The 15,192-nt window shown below is 70.6% G+C and carries 12 protein-coding genes and 2 pseudogenes; 6 read left to right on the top strand and 8 right to left on the bottom strand.

Annotation, left to right across the window (positions count from 1 at the left end; all coding sequences use genetic code 11):
* A partial coding sequence (locus Cco03nite_RS27945) for an APC family permease (RefSeq protein WP_203695311.1) occupies positions 1–1,384 on the top strand: 1,384 nt, incomplete at its 5' end.
* Positions 1,385–1,438: 54 nt separating this feature from the next.
* On the opposite strand, the gene Cco03nite_RS27950 is transcribed toward Cco03nite_RS27945, so the two are convergent.
* From Cco03nite_RS27950 to Cco03nite_RS27970, 5 genes and pseudogenes are all read right to left on the bottom strand, one after another.
* Positions 1,439–1,948 (bottom strand): GGDEF domain-containing protein, encoded by a 510-nt coding sequence (locus tag Cco03nite_RS27950; RefSeq protein WP_308440666.1) that lies wholly within the window; start codon positions 1,946–1,948, stop codon positions 1,439–1,441.
* A 23-nt stretch (positions 1,949–1,971) separates the two neighbouring features.
* Positions 1,972–3,399 (bottom strand): annotated as a pseudogene (locus tag Cco03nite_RS43095) (PAS domain S-box protein); the annotation flags it as partial.
* A gap of 179 nt (positions 3,400–3,578) precedes the next feature.
* Positions 3,579–4,091, bottom strand: coding sequence for an EAL domain-containing protein (locus Cco03nite_RS27960; protein ID WP_203695317.1), 513 nt, complete (start codon positions 4,089–4,091; stop codon positions 3,579–3,581).
* Positions 4,092–4,257: 166 nt separating this feature from the next.
* Positions 4,258–4,812 carry a DUF5317 family protein gene (locus Cco03nite_RS27965; RefSeq protein ID WP_203695319.1) on the bottom strand — a complete coding sequence of 185 codons (555 nt, stop codon included), beginning with the start codon at positions 4,810–4,812 and terminating at the stop codon, positions 4,258–4,260.
* Between the two features lie 358 nt (positions 4,813–5,170).
* Positions 5,171–5,893, bottom strand: a complete 723-nt coding sequence (locus tag Cco03nite_RS27970) for a hypothetical protein (protein WP_203695321.1) — start codon at positions 5,891–5,893, stop codon at positions 5,171–5,173.
* Between the two features lie 244 nt (positions 5,894–6,137).
* Between Cco03nite_RS27970 and Cco03nite_RS27975 the strand changes: the two genes are divergently transcribed.
* Positions 6,138–6,629, top strand: a complete 492-nt coding sequence (locus Cco03nite_RS27975; protein WP_203695323.1) for an SRPBCC family protein — start codon at positions 6,138–6,140, stop codon at positions 6,627–6,629.
* 328 nt (positions 6,630–6,957) lie between these two features.
* Here the strand turns inward: Cco03nite_RS27975 and Cco03nite_RS27980 are convergent.
* Positions 6,958–7,591, bottom strand: a pseudogene (locus Cco03nite_RS27980) (response regulator).
* Here Cco03nite_RS27980 and Cco03nite_RS42935 point away from each other — a divergent pair.
* The 3 genes from Cco03nite_RS42935 (at position 7,574) to Cco03nite_RS27990 (ending at position 11,330) form a co-directional block, all read left to right on the top strand.
* On the top strand, positions 7,574–7,705 hold the full coding sequence (locus tag Cco03nite_RS42935; RefSeq protein ID WP_275412080.1) for a hypothetical protein: 132 nt from the start codon (positions 7,574–7,576) through the stop codon (positions 7,703–7,705). The pseudogene Cco03nite_RS27980 and the gene Cco03nite_RS42935 overlap by 18 nt on opposite strands.
* Positions 7,706–7,759: 54 nt before the next feature.
* Positions 7,760–8,659, top strand: a complete 900-nt coding sequence (locus Cco03nite_RS27985) for a hypothetical protein (RefSeq protein ID WP_203695325.1) — start codon at positions 7,760–7,762, stop codon at positions 8,657–8,659.
* Positions 8,660–8,819: 160 nt separating this feature from the next.
* Entirely contained in the window at positions 8,820–11,330 is a 2,511-nt protein-coding gene (locus Cco03nite_RS27990; protein ID WP_203695327.1) for a trypsin-like serine protease, read from the top strand.
* A gap of 68 nt (positions 11,331–11,398) precedes the next feature.
* Here the strand turns inward: Cco03nite_RS27990 and bglS are convergent, their stop codons facing one another.
* Together bglS and Cco03nite_RS28000 are read right to left on the bottom strand one after the other, a co-directional pair.
* The gene (gene bglS / locus Cco03nite_RS27995; RefSeq protein WP_203695329.1) at positions 11,399–12,166 is read right to left on the bottom strand and encodes a beta-glucanase; all 768 of its coding nucleotides are present in this window, start codon (positions 12,164–12,166) and stop codon (positions 11,399–11,401) included.
* 440 nt (positions 12,167–12,606) lie between these two features.
* Positions 12,607–13,638: a LacI family DNA-binding transcriptional regulator gene (locus tag Cco03nite_RS28000; RefSeq protein ID WP_203695330.1), complete on the bottom strand. Its 1,032-nt coding sequence runs from the start codon at positions 13,636–13,638 to the stop codon at positions 12,607–12,609.
* 263 nt (positions 13,639–13,901) lie between these two features.
* Here Cco03nite_RS28000 and Cco03nite_RS28005 point away from each other — a divergent pair, with 263 nt between their 5' ends.
* Entirely contained in the window at positions 13,902–15,188 is a 1,287-nt protein-coding gene (locus Cco03nite_RS28005; RefSeq protein WP_203695332.1) for a glycoside hydrolase family 6 protein, read from the top strand.
* The last annotated feature ends 4 nt before the right edge of the window (positions 15,189–15,192 follow it).

Here is a 15,192-nt window from a genome sequence, read left to right on the forward strand (position 1 = left end):
CGTGGCGGTCTTCCTCGGCCTCAACGCGATCATCGTCGTGGCAGGCCTGGTCGAGGTCGTCACCACGCCCGGGGCGTGGTCGGGCTGGACCAGTGCGTTGACCAGCGGGGGAGGCGGCTTCGGCGGTGTCCTCGGCCCGGCGATCCTGGCGTTCCCGCTGCTGGTGCTCGGGCTGTCCGGCTTCGAGACCGGCGTGAGCATGATGCCGCTGGTCAAGGCCGACGGCGGCGACGCGCGGCAGCGGCTGGTCTCCCGGATCGGCAACACCCGCAGGCTGCTCACCGCCGCCGCGCTGATCATGTCGGTGTACCTGCTGGCCACCAGCTTCGTCACCACCGTGCTCATCCCCGCCGAGCAGTTCGCCGAAGGCGGGGCCGCCAACGGCCGCGCGCTGGCCTACCTGGCCCACGAGCACCTGGGCGAGGGCTTCGGCACCGTCTACGACATCAGCACCATCCTGATCCTGTGGTTCGCCGGCGCGTCGGCGATGGCAGGACTGATCAACATCGTGCCCCGGTACCTGCCCTCCTACGGCATGGCCCCCGAGTGGGGTCGCGCCGTGCGGCCGGTGGTGCTGGTCTACACGGCCGTGTGCATCGCGGTGACCATCGCCTTCGGAGCCGACGTCGAAGCCCAGGCGGGTGCGTACGCCACCGGCATCCTCGCGATGATGGTCTCCGGCAGCATCGCCGTCACCATCTCCGCGTGGCGGCACGGCCGCCGCAAGGCCACGACCGGCTTCGCCGTGCTCACCCTGATCCTGCTGTACGCCCTCGGCGAGAACATCCACGAGAAGCCCGACGGCATCGCGATCTCGGCCATGTTCATCGCCGCGATCGTGGTGATCTCGCTGATCTCGCGGATCACCCGCACCACCGAGCTGCGCGTCCAGCACATCGAGTTCGACACTCGCGCCCGCCAGTTCGTCACCGACACCCTGGACTACGACGGCGCCATCAACCTGATCGCCAACCGCCGCCAGTCAGGCGACACCGCCGAGTACGCGGTCAAGGAGGCGGAGCAGCGCGGCATGAACCCCGTGCCGGGCGGAGCCGACGTCATGTTCCTGGAGATCGACGTCGTCGACCCGTCGCAGTTCACCAACGTCCTGCACGTGACCGGCGTACAGGTCGGCAACCACCGGGTGCTGCGCGCCGCCGCGCCGGCCGCTCCCAACGCCATCGCCGCGATCCTGCTGGCACTGCGCGACACCACCGGCGTACGCCCGCACTGCTACTTCGAATGGTCCGAAGGCTCGCCGCTGACGCACCTGTTCCGGTACCTGCTGCTCGGGCGCGGTGACACCCCGCCGGTGGTACGGGAGATCCTGCGGCAGAGCGAGCGCGACCCGGCCCGCCGGCCCGGGATCCACGTCGGCGGCTGAACAGCCGGGAGCGCCACGTCCGACCTGGTGCGGGCCCGAGGTGAGGTGGAGCGGTCAGGTGGGCGGGGGCGGGTCGTCGGCACCGGTGTACAGCGACACCCCGGAACCGCTGCGCTTGGCGTGGTACATCGCCTCGTCCGCCTGCCGGAGCAGGGTGTCGAACGGGGTGTCGGCGCCGACCGCGACACCGATACTGGTCTGCGCCTGCACGGTGCTGTCGCCGTCGAGGCAGGCCGTGCGGCCCACCCCTTCGAGCAGGCGGTTGGCTGTGCGCACGGCGGCGTCGGCCGTGCTGTCGCGCAGCAGGACGACGAACTCGTCGCCGCCGAGCCGCGCGACCAGGTTGTCGTGGCGCACCATCTGGCGCAGCCGCTGGGCGACGGCCATCAGCAGCTGGTCGCCGACGTGGTGGCCGAACCGGTCGTTGACCTCCTTGAAGCCGTCGAGGTCGAGCAGCAGCACGGCGTTGCTGCCGTGGGTCCGGCTGTCGTCGCTGAGCTGCTCGTTGAGCAGTGCGCGGTTGGCCAGGCCGGTGAGGCTGTCATGGGTTGCCTGGTGGAGCAGCCGTCGCTGAAGGTCTTGGCCTCGGAGACATCCCGCAAGTTGATCACGATTCCGCCGACCGACGGGTCGTCCAGCAGGTTCGTGGAGATCAGTTCAAGGTGCTTGAGAGCGCCGTCGTGCAGCCGTACCTGGAGTTCGTCGCGGTGGGCGGGCCGGCTGTAGAGGGGGGTCAGCCACTCCTGGGCGCCGTCGGGCTGCTGGGTCGTCAGCACGTTGCGCGCGGGTCTGCCTTGCGCTTCCTGTGGCGAGATGCCCAGCACCGTACGCAGTGACGGGCTGGCGTATTCGATGTCGCCCGTGCGGCCGACGACCAGCGTCACGTCGGAGGTGTTCTGCACCAGCGAGCGGAAGCGCCGTTCCTGTGCGCTGAGCGTGGTCATGGTCGCGTCGAGCTGGTCGATCAGCCGGTCGTTGTCCGTCGCGGTGATCTTCTGCCGCACCGTCACCAGCGCCGTGATCAGCGCCATCCCTGCGACGACGCCCCAGGTCGCGCGGGTCAGTCCGTCTCGCCACAGCTGCAGGATCAGCAACAGCTGCGCGGCCGCCACGGCGAGGTACGGCAGCGTGCCGCTGATCCGTCGAGGCGGCCCCGCCGGGCGGCCCGCGGTGTAGGTGAGCTGTTCGACCTGAGGCGTGATCGCGAGGAGCGCCCCGGAGAGCAGTTTCAAGGTGAACAGCAGTCGCGCGTCGGGCTGCGGGCCGGTCAGCCCGTCGGAGGCGATGCCGATGGACAGCAGGAGCAGCGCCGACGTGCCGGTGGCCGCGGTCGCGGGCGTGAACGGAGCCGATCCGCCGAGGACCAACCGCACCATCGCGAATGCGGCCGCGACCAGCACCCCGCTGGCCAGCAACGTCAGCAGCAGGTCGACCTCGTCGACCGGCCGTGCGCCGGTGCTGTGGGCCAGTGCCCAGGTGAACACGGCCACGCTGCACATCACGGTGGCCGCGTCCAGGCCTATGCGCAGCCGTTGGCGCCCGGCCATGTTGAGCGGCCACGTCAGCATGGGCCAGGTGACGGCCGCGAAGCCCGCGACCGCCAGCGCCTTGGTGATCAGCATCGGCGTTGTCGCGACGGGCCAGGCGCCGATCCCGGGCAGTATCTGCACGACGGACCCGGCCATCAGGACAGTGCCGCCGACCGCCGCCCAGCGCCAGAAGGCGCGGGTTCGGGGGTCCGTGGGCGTGCTGCGCCTGGCCTGTAGGAGCGAACCGACGGCGTTGGCCCCGTACAGCACGCACAGCGCCCCGTACATGGCCGTACGCGGGAGCGGGCCGAGGCCGACGAGCAGGCCCGCGACGGCGGTGAACACGGCGATCCCCGCGATCACGGTCCACGCGGACCGGTGCCTGTGCTGCCCGGCCGAGGCCGAAGGTGTGCTCGACATGGGCGTCCACCTTTCGGCGCAGGACGTTGACGAGCGTGGCAGCCGTACCACCTGGGGCGCATCCATGGAATGCCGCCGCGTGTTCGAGCAGCGCGAAGCTGCTCTACGCCATCACCATAATTCTCAAGTCAGGTCGCAGCCGCGGGCGCGCTTCAGCGCAATGACGCGAGCTTCCTGACGGCGATAAACATCGCTTTCGTGAGGATTAGACCCTTTCATGCAATTTCCATGGACTGTGCGGCGGGTCAGGCGCCGGGGTGGCCGAAACCGTGCGCCAGGGGCGGGATCCGGTCGAGGGCTATGCGGCTGCGTGCGCGGCGTGCGCCGACAACGGAGCGGATCAACGTGGCCGGATCCCTGACCACCCGCTCGGTCACCTCGAACACCAGGTCGAGTCGCCCGGCCGCCCGCGCGAAACCGTCGGTGAGCTCGGGTGGCGGCGTGGACCCGAACGTGTCCGGCTCCACGTTGAGGAACAGCGGGACGTCGAGTCCGGCGTCCAGGGCAGCGGTGCAGGCGGCGCCGGCGCAGATCCAGTCCAGCTCGACGACCGCGCCCCGCCGCTCCGCCTCGGCGAAAAGCGCGTCCGGGGTCGAGAACCGGCTGCCTTCGGGGCCTCGGATCAGCGCCTCGAAGCCGACCGTCAGCCCGTCGTCGAGCGAAACGATCGGTTGGAACACCGGCGTAACGGCGCGGTCGGCCAGTATCCGGGAGAATTCGTCATCCTGGACCGCAGGCATCACAGCGGGATCCGGCATCCACGCCCCCTGGAGGCCGATCGGACATCAGATGATCTTCATCGCCTCCATCGTAGCCGCCACCTGCGGGTCCGGCGGCGATGTCGGCTGACTCGACCTTCGTTCGCGCGCAGCGGGACATCTGGGGCGACCATGAATCCTGCTCGGCACCGTCGGCGGCCAGCGATCATGAGACCCGTCCCTCGCGGTCCCGGCCTGCCATCGCTGCGGTGAGCAGGAAGGCGATGCCTGCCATCAGTATGAGATCTCCGACGCTCACCACGCGCGCGAACATCGGCACCGGGATCACGTCGGCGAGCCAGGGCAGGTGGTGATCCGGTCGCAACCGCACGTGGCCCACCGCTTCTCGTGCGGGAGCGCCTGCCGCGAACGGCATGGCCCCGCCGTTGACGGCGATGGCGGCGGAGTTGAGGGTGAACCCCGTCCACATGAGGCACAGCCCGCCCCGGATGCCGGCGGGCGAGGTCGGGAGGTTGGCGGCGACCCAGGCGGTGCCGATCGCCCAGGTCAGCAGGGCCAGCCAGAGGCCGTGCGAGTGCCGGATCGGCTCCGGCACCCAGCCGGGAGCGGTGTAGCGGATCACGGCGGCGGCTGCGGCGGCCCAGAGCAGGGCGTTGGCGCGTAGGCGCAGCCGGGTCAGCCGCCACGGCACACGTCGCAGGGCCAGCCCCGCCAGCGCCGCGGCGACCAGCGGGGACAGCACGAACAGCAGGTGCGGCACGGGGTGCCGAGCGTCACTTGATGATGACTGCGGGCGCTCCCAGCGCGTACAGCGTGGTGAGTACGGCCGCCACGATCAACACGGTGCCGGTGACCTTGACGACTGCGCGGTCCTTGAGCGGCTTGTTCATGGCTCTCCCTCGGTAGCGGACTGTGCACATCATCGGCAGCACCGAACGCTTCGTCAATGATCGACATCGATCTAACGGCCGGAGGTCCCAGTGGCACGGGCGGTATGGCGAATCATCGACTCTGAGCAGGCTCAGCGGCCTGGCCGGCTGTCGCGGTGGAGATCGACCGCGTCGCCTGCTCGACGGGAGACGCTCCGGTCGTCGCGGTAGCCGACCTGGACGAGCAGGTCAGGAGCCGGGCAGCAGTTCGGTGGGCATCGGCATCACGTCGCTCGCGGGCGGCGCCGTCACTTCGACGGGCCGGCCGTACTGGTAGGTCGCGCTCATGGTCACTCCGGGCGCGAACGCGCTCATGTCGATGCGGATGCCGGCGAGGTTGCCGTCGGTGTCGGTGGTCGCCGTGAACGGCACGGCGCTGAGCTTCTCGGCGACCGCGCCGGTCATGTTCGGGTCGGCGGAGGGCGACTTCGTCATGTCGAGAAGTCCTCGGAAGCCGGTCGCGCCGCTGTGCTCCACCTGGACCACAGCGTTGATCAGGTTCATGATCCCGCCGGGGTTCTTGGGATTGGCGATGTCGAACGTGCTGCCGGTGACCCGATCCGCGGTGGTGTGCATCCATTTCGAGTTCGAGAGCTTGGTCATCCCGCTCATCTTCAGCCAGACGTCGTCACCGATGGCGATGAGATGGATGTCGGAGTTCTTGCCGGACATGGTCATGAGACCCTCGACCTCGGCCCGCCGATTGGCGGGGTCCATGCTCCCGGTGACCGAGAACTGGCCGGGCAGCGACATGGTGAAGGCGATCGGCTTGGTGGTCAGGGCGGCTGTCGCGGCGGCGAAGGACGTGCTCGCGTCAACCGGCGCGGCCGTCGTGGCAGCCGGGCTGCCGGCGGATCCGTCCGCCGTGGCACAGCCCGTGAGACCGAGCAGAGTCGCGGCAGCAACGGCCATCACTGCGCCAGCAATACGACGGTTCACCGGGTGACTCCCATGCAACGTAGATCCTTCTCGCGTCGGCGACTATACGTGCCGACGGAGGGTCGCGGGTTTCGCCCGGTCTCCTACGGCGTCGGGACGGGGGCGCCAGGTCAGCAGCAAGTGAGCCGTGAGCGGCGGAAACGAGGTTGGAACACGCTCCGGGTGAGGCGGGGCTGTTAGGGTACGCCGTTCACTCGGGAACCTGGAGCGCTCCGCCATGAAGTACACCGTCTCGATCGAGATCGCCCTGCCGCGGGAGCGGGTGGTCCAGCTGCTCGCCGACCCGGCACACCTGCCGAAGTGGCTGCGGGGGATGGTGCTGCACGAGCCGCTGAGCGGGGTGCACGGGCAGGTCGGCACCAAGTCGCGGGTCGTGCTGCAGTTCGGGCAGCAGAGGATGGAGGCCACCGAGACCATCACCCGCCGGGAACCAGTCGACCTGCACGGGATCCCGAAAGAATGCGTCGTTCACTTCGACCGCGAGATCGTCAGCGAGGGCATGTGGAGCGCCGTGCGCGACCGGTTCACCGAAGCCGGTTCGGCGACGACGCTCTGGGAGAGCGAGAACGAATACCGCTTCAGCGGTGTGCTGATGCGGCTGGTCGGACTGCTGATGCCCGGCTCCTTCCGCAACCAGTCGCTGCAGCACATGCAGGACTTCAAAGAGTTCGCCGAGTTGGGAAAGGACGTCCGCGAAGCGAACGGCTGACCTGCTCGCGGACACCGACGTCGACAACGTCCGAGCGGAGCGACCCGGTTGTCGATCACAGCCAGACGCAGTAGCGAGGTCGGTCGGGGCACGTTCAACAGAAGATGCGGTTGTATACGGCGATGGACCGCATCGTCGCGGTCACGGATGCGCTCGGGCACGTGCGCACCGCGAGTGTGGGCTGCGCCGGAGTGCATCGCGATCTCTGGCCGCTGTGCCCGCGCGTAGCCGGTGAGCCCCGGTTCTGACGGTGCTGCGGTAGCGCGGTCGTGTGGGTTGAGCTGGTGGTGCCGGCTCATTGTGTCGAGGCGACGGCACCACCATTGGATCAACCGAATATCGGCGCGTCAGCGGCCTTTCAGCAGGCCGAGGCGTAGCGCGGTCATCAATGCCTGGGCGCGGTTGGCGGCACCGAGCTTCTCGTACAACTTGCTGATGTGGGTCTTGGCCGTTGGCTCGCCGACGAACAGCTGTCTCGCGATTCCGGCTACGCTCATTCCTTCGGCCAGCAGCTCGAGCACCTGGCGTTCGCGGGGTGACAATTGCGGACCGCCTGGTGTGAGCCGTCGCTTCATCGCCTCAGCGAGGTCTGCGGCAGTGAACGCGCTGGGTGCCGACGCTGCGTGTCGGGCTGCGGCGACGACTTCGTCGCCCGGCGCGGTTTTGGGCACAAAGGCGCTGGCGCCTGCCTCGAGGGCGCCGAAGAGCTGGTCGTCGCCGGCATACATGGTGAGTACAACGATGCCGACCGTGGAGCTGATCTTGCGTATGGTTCGTGTTGCCTCCAGGCCGCTTCCATCCGGCGGCCGCAGGTCCATGATGACGACTTGGGGTTCGAGCACGGTGAACTGGCGCAGGGCGTCTGAGGCGGTGGCTGCGAGCCCGACCACCTGGAACCACCGGTCGCGTTCGAACGAGTTGACAAGGCCCTTGCGGATGAGGTCATGATCATCGACGACCAGGACCGACGTGCGATTGCTTGCTCGGACAGGCGCGGGGCCCGTTCCGAGTTCCTCGACGATCTTCCCGACGGCGTTCTGGTCAGCCCGTCGGCGCAGCTGCAGCGCGCCTGCTGACAGCGGGCACCGGCGTGGATGGACATCCCTGCCGGGTCGGGCGAGGCTGGTGCGATGGTGGAGCCCGATGTCGCGCAGGCGTTACGGACCGGGCCGTTCGCGGTCGCGCTGGACGTCGCGATCGAGGCCAGCGGCACGACGCTCGAACGGCTCACCGCGCGGCTGGCCGAGCGGGGCGTGCGCCTGTCGCGGGCCACCCTGTCGTACTGGCGCTCGGGCCGGTCGCGGCCCGAGCGGGGCGCGTCCCTGGCCGCGCTGCCGGTGCTGGAGGAACTGCTGGACCTGCCCCGGGGAGCGCTGTCGGCGCTGCTGCGCGGCCGCGACGGGGGACCGGCGTGGGCGCACCGCCCAGCGGGCTCGGGCTCGCGCCGGCAGCTGTGGCCGGCGCGGCCGGCTCTGCTCGCGCAGATGGACGCGCCACCTGACGGGCAGCTGGAGTTCCTGGCCGTCGACGACGTGTACGTGGTCCGTGCGGCGAGCCGGTCGCTGCGCGTGCGGCTGGTGGTGCGCGCGCTGTGCGACGGCGTGGGCCGGGCCGTGGTCTTCTACCAGGACGACCGAGGCGTCGTCGCCGCCCCGCAGTGGAGCGCGCTCGCGCAGTGCCGGCTGGGCCGGGTGCGCAGCGAGGACGGGGTCAGCGTGGCCGAGCTGGTGTTCGACCAGCGCCTGGCCGCCGGTGAGCTGACGGCCGTCGAGTACGAGCTGCGCTTCGCCGCCCCTGACGACGAGGACAGCGACTTCTACTACCGCACGTTCACCCGCCGGTGCCGGTTGTGGACGTGCCGGGTGGTGTTCGCCGGGCGGGTGCCGGCCCGGGTGTTCCGCTACCGGCAGCGCAGGCTCGGCGCCGGCCCGCGGGAGTCGGCGGAGCTGTGGTTGGGCAGCGGCCGGACGGCGACGGCGGTCGTGGAGAACCTCGGCCCCGGGGTGGTCGGCGTGCAATGGGAGTCCTGACCGGGCACCGCAGGTCGCGTAACACCGCTGCGGAGGTGCTGAGCTGCGCTGATGGTCGGTGTCAGGTCACGGTAACTTACCTGCCAACTAACCCTTAGTTATCGATCGATGTCGCTTCTAGGGTGCCTTCACCATTCGTTTCACGCGAAGGAAGGCACTCATGCGAACCCACCGCCTGCTGGCGGCGGCCGGTCTGTCCGCGCTGCTGCTGGCGTTGACCCCGGGCGCCGCCTGGTCCGAACCGGAGGCCCCGGTACGTGTTCAAGCCCGCAAACCGGTCGCCGGCGCATACCTCGTCACTCTCAAACCGTCCGCCCTGGCCGGGCAGGACGTGCGCGCCACCGCGGCGGCGGCGGTCGCCCGCTACGGCGGCAGGCTGCACTCGGTCTACACCCGCACCTTGACCGGCTACGCCGTGCAGGGGCTGTCGGAACGGGCCGCCCGGCGCATCGCCGCCCGGCCCGAGGTCGCCGCGGTGACCCAGTCGGGCACCTCGGGCGTCGCCACCGGCGTCACCCAGCCCAACCCGCCCAACTGGGGCCTGGACCGCATCGACCAGCGTAACCTCCCGCTGGACCGTGCCTACCACTACGACGACGCGGCGGCCGGGCAGGGCGTCAACATCTACGTCGTCGACACCGGCATCCGCTTCACCCACGCCGAGTTCGAGGGCCGGGCCAGACTCGGCACCGACTTCGTGTCCCCGTCGACCAGCGGCGGGGACTGCCACGGGCACGGCACCCACGTCTCGGGCATCGCCGCGGGCAAGACCTACGGGGTGGCCAAGAAAGCCAACCTCTGGTCGGTGCGGGTGCTCGGCTGCAACGGCATGGGCCAGGACATCGACGTCGCCCGCGCCGCAGAGTGGATCACCGCGAACGCGCAGAAGCCCGCGGTGGTGAACCTGTCGGTCTACACCGACGACGCCGACATCGCCGCCGACGCGATCCGCTCGTCGATCGCCTCCGGCGTGCAGTGGTCCCTGATCACCGGCAACAACGGCGCCAACGCCTGCAACCACGGCCCCGGCGGGCAGGTCACCGAGGCACTGCAGATCGGCAACGCCACCTCCGGCGACACCAAGGCCGGCGACTCCAACTACGGCACCTGCATGGACCTGCACGCCCCCGGCAGCAACATCCCGTCGGCGTACCACACCTCCGACACCGCCACGACCACCCTGTCCGGAACGTCGATGGCGGCGCCGCACGTGGCCGGCGCCATCGCCCGCCACCTGAGCACGGCCCCGGACGCGAGCCCGGCGCAGGTCCACTCCTGGGTCATGGACAACGCGACGACAGGAGTCATGACCGGCCTGCCGGCGGGCACCCCGAACAAGCTGCTGCACGTGGCCGGGGAGGGCACCCCGCCGCCGACCGGTGACTTCAGCCTGTCGGCGAGCCCGTCCTCGGCGACGGTGCAGGCCGGCGGCACCGCGACCACCCGCATCACCGCGACCGCCACGGGGGCGGGTGGCGGCTCGGGCCCGGCCGTGGTCGGCGGGCAGCCCACCACCGTCGAAGCCAACCCGTTCATGATCTCGCAGCGGCGGGAGGGCAGCAGCTTCCCCGGCCAGCAGTCCTGCTCGTCGACCCTGATGGGGCCGCGCACCGTGCTCACGGCCGCGCACTGCCTGCTGGAGAGTCCCGGCCGCAAGTGGTACGTGTACGGGGCGACCAACCTCAACGACCCCGGTTTCACCGCCGAGATCGCCTCCTACTGGGTCCACCCGTCCTACAGCCACTGGTCCCAGGGCGCCGACGTCGCCGTGGTCACCCTGGACCGGGACGTGCCCGTGCCCGCCGGCATGACCTACCCGAAGCTGAACACCGCGTCGGCTGACGAGACCCCGGGCACCGTCGGCGTCTCCATCGGCTGGGGCAAGATCGGGGCCAGCACGTACAGCGATGTGCTGCGCAAGGCCTCGATCCCGGTGGCGCCCGACTCGGGCTGCCAGGGCCGGTACACCGGCCAGTACAAGACCCCGGCGATGATCTGCACCGGATACGCCGACGGGCACGCCGCCGCCTGCCAGGGCGACTCTGGCGGCCCGTTCCTGGTCGGCAGCACCGTCGTCGGCGTCTTCTCGTGGATGTCGACGGCCTGCGACTGGTACGCGGTCTACACCCGGGTGTCGACCTACGCCGCCGACATCGCCCCGCACCTGCCCGGCGGCACCGAGCCGCCGCCGGCCGGCGACATCACGCTCAGCGCGAGCGGCCTGCCCACCGGAGCCACGGCCTCCTTCGCCCCGGCGGCGATCGAGGTGGGCGGGTCGTCCACGCTGTCGGTGGCCACCACGGCCGGCACGCCCGCCGGCACCTACACCGTGACCGTCACCGGCGACGACGGCCAGTCCAGCGCCCGGACCACGTTCACCCTCACCGTCCAGGGCGGCGGCACGCCCGGCAACCTGTCGGTCACCAATCCCGGCGTGCAGACCTCCTACGTCGGCCGCCCGGTCAGCCTCGCCGTCCAGGCCTCCGGGGGTACGACGCCCTACCGGTTCACCGCCACCGGGCTGCCCGCCGGACTGGCCATCAACCAGTCCACCGGGGTCATCTCCGGCACACCCACCACCTGGCAGAACGCCAACCCGACCGTGACCGTCACCGACGCGGCCGGCCGGACCGCCAAGGCCACCTTCTACTGGTTCATCTTCCCGGCCTGACAGCACGGGGCCATCTGGCTGGCCGGGCGCGCAGGATCGTTCAGGTCCTGCGCGCCCGGCCCGGACCATCAGTACTTCGTGTACTTGACCCACTCGTAGCGGGCGGTCAGCGGCGAGCCGGGGTAGGTGAAGGGACCGAGCCAGCCGTCGACGCCGATGCCCGGCCACAGGTTCGCCATGATGCGCTGGGGGCGGGTGGGCAGCGGCCCGCGCGACCCGTTCTCCTGGTGGACGAGCCGGCCGTCGACGAACCAGTTGATCGTGCCCTGGTTCCACCACTCGATCGCGTAGTTGTGGAAGCCGGCGGAGGCGTCGAACCCGAGATTGATGATCGCTTCGTGTCCGCCGACGCCGTTGGTGAAGTAGTTGGTCTGCATCCGGGTGGTGTCCTTGCCGAGGATCTCGACGTCGATCTCGTCCCAGGGCTGGCCGTCGCTGGGGCCGGTGTAGGTGAAGAACGACGTCACCGTGCCGGACCGTTTGACCGCCTTCATCCGCACCTCGAACCGGCCGTAGCTGTACAGGTCGGTGGTGCGCAGCTCGCCGGAGGCGTACGGCTTGCCCGAGCAGCCGGCCGGGCAGGTGGCGTTGTCGAGGTTGAGGCCCATGACGCCGCCGTTGAACCAGACGTGGTCGGCGCGCCAGCCGACGTTGAACATGCTGCCGTTGCTCCAGCCGTCGGCCTTGTACCAGCGGCTGGTGTCGAACGAGGTGAAGTTGTCGGTGAAGCTGCCGCCGATGGCGGCGTGGGCGGCGGACGGGAGCTGGACGGCGCCGGTGACGGCGGCGAGCGCCACTGTCACGGCGACGGCGAGGGTGCGGGTGAGGCGTTGCATTGCCTGCTCCATCTTCTGGGGGCGACCGCGGGCAGGCGGTGCGCCGTGGACGGGTGGTGCGGGGCAACCGGCACGGGCGGGCGGACAGGTGCACGAGCACCATCCTGGAACGGCTTCCAGTGGTTCAGCGGCGTCACAAGAATGATGTGCATGGATCAAAATAGCTGTCAAGGTGGACTTGTATGGCGCGCGTAAGTTGGCCTTTACGCGATGGTCACCCGCGTGTAGCTTCCAAAGTGGAAGCGCTACCAGTTTCCATCCATGGTTCGTCCGCTCGGCCCGGGTGGTCACGGCGGCGTCAACGCACATGAAACACCTGTGGTCAGCCGGGAAACGGGGTGCTTCCGTACCCGCGGGCGGCGATCCTCGGCGCGCACCGGCGTGCCACCGGGATCGCCGTCCGTGCGGCGGCCACGACCGCTGCGCCGGCAGCCGACCGCTCAGCCGGGCACGGGTGTGCGGGTCGAACCGCGGGCGACCAGCCGGGTCGGCAGGATCAGCGGGGTCGGCCGTGCGCCGTCCAGGATGGACAGCAGCATACGGGTCATCTCCGCACCCAGCGCCCGTACGGGCTGATGGACCGTGGTGAGCTGGGGATCGGTGTGCTGGGCGGTCGGCAGGTCGTCGAAACCGACGACGCCGACGTCGCCGGGAACCGCGCGCCCGTGTGCGCGGAGGACCCGCAGCGCGCCGGCGGCCATGTTGTCGGACGCGGCGAACACCGCGTCGAGGTCGGGATGCGCCCGCAGCAGCCGGGTCATCGCCGCGGCGCCGCCGGCCTCGCTGAAGTCGGCGTGCTCGACCCGCGTCGCCGGCAGCTCGGCGACCGCCATCGCGTCACGGAACCCCCGGTGGCGGGATTCGGCGACATCGAGGCTGAGCGGTCCGGTGATGGTGGCGATCCGGCGGTGCCCGGCTTCGATCAGGTGCTCGGTGGCCAGCCGCGCGCCGCCGCGGTTGTCGGTGTCGACGTACCAGCGGGGTTCGCCGCGCAGCGGCCGTCCGCCGAACACGACAGGCACCGTCGTCTGCTCGGCGAGCCGGGTCAGCGGGTCGTCGCCGTGGAGGTTCATCAGCATGATGCCGTCCGCGCGGCGCGAGCGCACGATCTGCTGGAGCTTGGCCCGGCCCTCCGGCCGCCCCGCCAGCACCAGGGTCAGGGTGAAGTCGGTGGGTTCCAGCGCGACGCTGATGCCATAGATGACCTGGGCGAAGAAGGCGTCGGCGAAGATGCCGGGCTCGTCGGTGGCCACCGCCAGGACCACCGCGCCGACCCGGTTGGTGGCCAGCGCACGGGCGGACGGATTGGGAACGTAGCCCAGCTCCCGGACCGCGCGTTGCACCGCCACGCGCTTGGGGGCGCTGACGTTGCCGACGTTGTTGATCGCCCGTGAGGCCACCGAACGCGACACTCCCGCCCGCTCGGCTACGTCGTCGAGGGTGGGCGAACGGTCGGGCGGCGCGGTGTCCATGAGCGGGGACCGGTCTCTCGTCGCGGGGTCGGCGGGACCCATAGTAGGGCAGCCGCGGCGCGCCGAGGCGTACGGCGAGCCCGATGCCGGCGGCCGGCGCGGCCGCGCGGCCGGTCCCGAGCCGGTTGCCGCAGATCCGGCCGATGTGGAAGCGGTTGCGATGCCCTGAATCGCTGTCTGCCATTGACAGTACGGTTCACATCGATGACGATGCATCAAGAAACTGGGAGCGCTTCCAGTCCGTCCCATCCCGAGGAGACCCGATGCACCTACCACGACGGCTGCTGGCGTCGCTGGCGGCCGCAGCCCTGACGGCGGCGGTGGCCGGCGCCCCCGCACGGGCCGCCGAGCCCGTGGCCCCGGCCCAGCGCGCCCTGCCCGCCGACACCCGGTTCTACGTCGACCCGGAGGCCGGGGCCGCCCGGCAGGCCCTCGCCGACCTGCGCGCGGGCGACCTCGCCGACGCCGCGCGGATGGCCAGGCTCGCCACCTGGCCGCAGGCGATCTGGATCGACAACGGGACACCCGCGCAGATCGGCGCCCAGGTGCGCCGGATCATGTCCGCCGCGCGGGCGACCCGGACCGTGCCCGTGCTGGTCAGCTACTTCATCCCCGGGCGCGACTGCAGCCTGTACTCCGCCGGCGGCGCGCAGTCCTCCGCGGAGTACCGGGCCTGGATCGCGGCGTTCGCCACGGCGATCGGCGACGGCAGGGCCGTGGTCGTCGTCGAACCCGACGGCCTGTCGCTGCTGCCCAAGGACTGCGCGGGCAACATCGACCCCACCGGTGAGCTCACCGCCCAGCGCCTGGCCGACCTGAAGGCGGCCGTGGGCATGTTCGGCGCCCAGCCCAACACCTCGGTCTACCTCGACGCAGGCAACAGCGGCTGGCAGTCCGTAGGCGTCATCGCCGAACGTCTCGTGCAGGCCGGCGTCGACCAGGCACGCGGCTTCGCCCTCAACGTCTCCAACTACTGGCGCACCGAGCAGAACACCCGCTACGCGACCTGGGTCGCCAAATGCGTGTGGTGGTCGACCCGCGGCCCGGACTGGGCCCGCGGACACACCGACTGGTGCGCCGGCCAGTACTACTCGGCCGCCGCGCCCAATGACGGGCAACCCGGCAACGCCGTCGTCTACGAGGACCCGGCGACGTGGCACTGGACCGACGAGTGGTTCGACCAGAACGTCGGCGCCCCGCCCGTCGACCAACTCGCGCACCACGTCGTCGACACCAGTCGCAACGGCCTCGGCCCCTGGACCCCGCCCGCGGGCAAGTACACCGACGCCGAGACCTGGTGCAACCCGCCCGCCCGGGGCATCGGCGCGCGGCCGACGGCCGACACCGGCCTGCCGCTGACCGACGCCTTCCTGTGGATCAAGACCATTGGCGAATCCGACGGCAGTTGCAAGCGCGGCACCGCCGGACCCGCCGACCCCGAGTACGGCACCGTCGACCCCGCGGCCGGGGCCTGGTGGCCCGACATGGCCCACTGGCTCGCCGAGAACGCCGCACCGGCCCTCACCGTCAACCCTCGACTGCTGCCATGACAGT

It is taken from the genome of Catellatospora coxensis, from assembly GCF_016862635.1.
Classification (GTDB): domain Bacteria; phylum Actinomycetota; class Actinomycetes; order Mycobacteriales; family Micromonosporaceae; genus Catellatospora; species Catellatospora coxensis.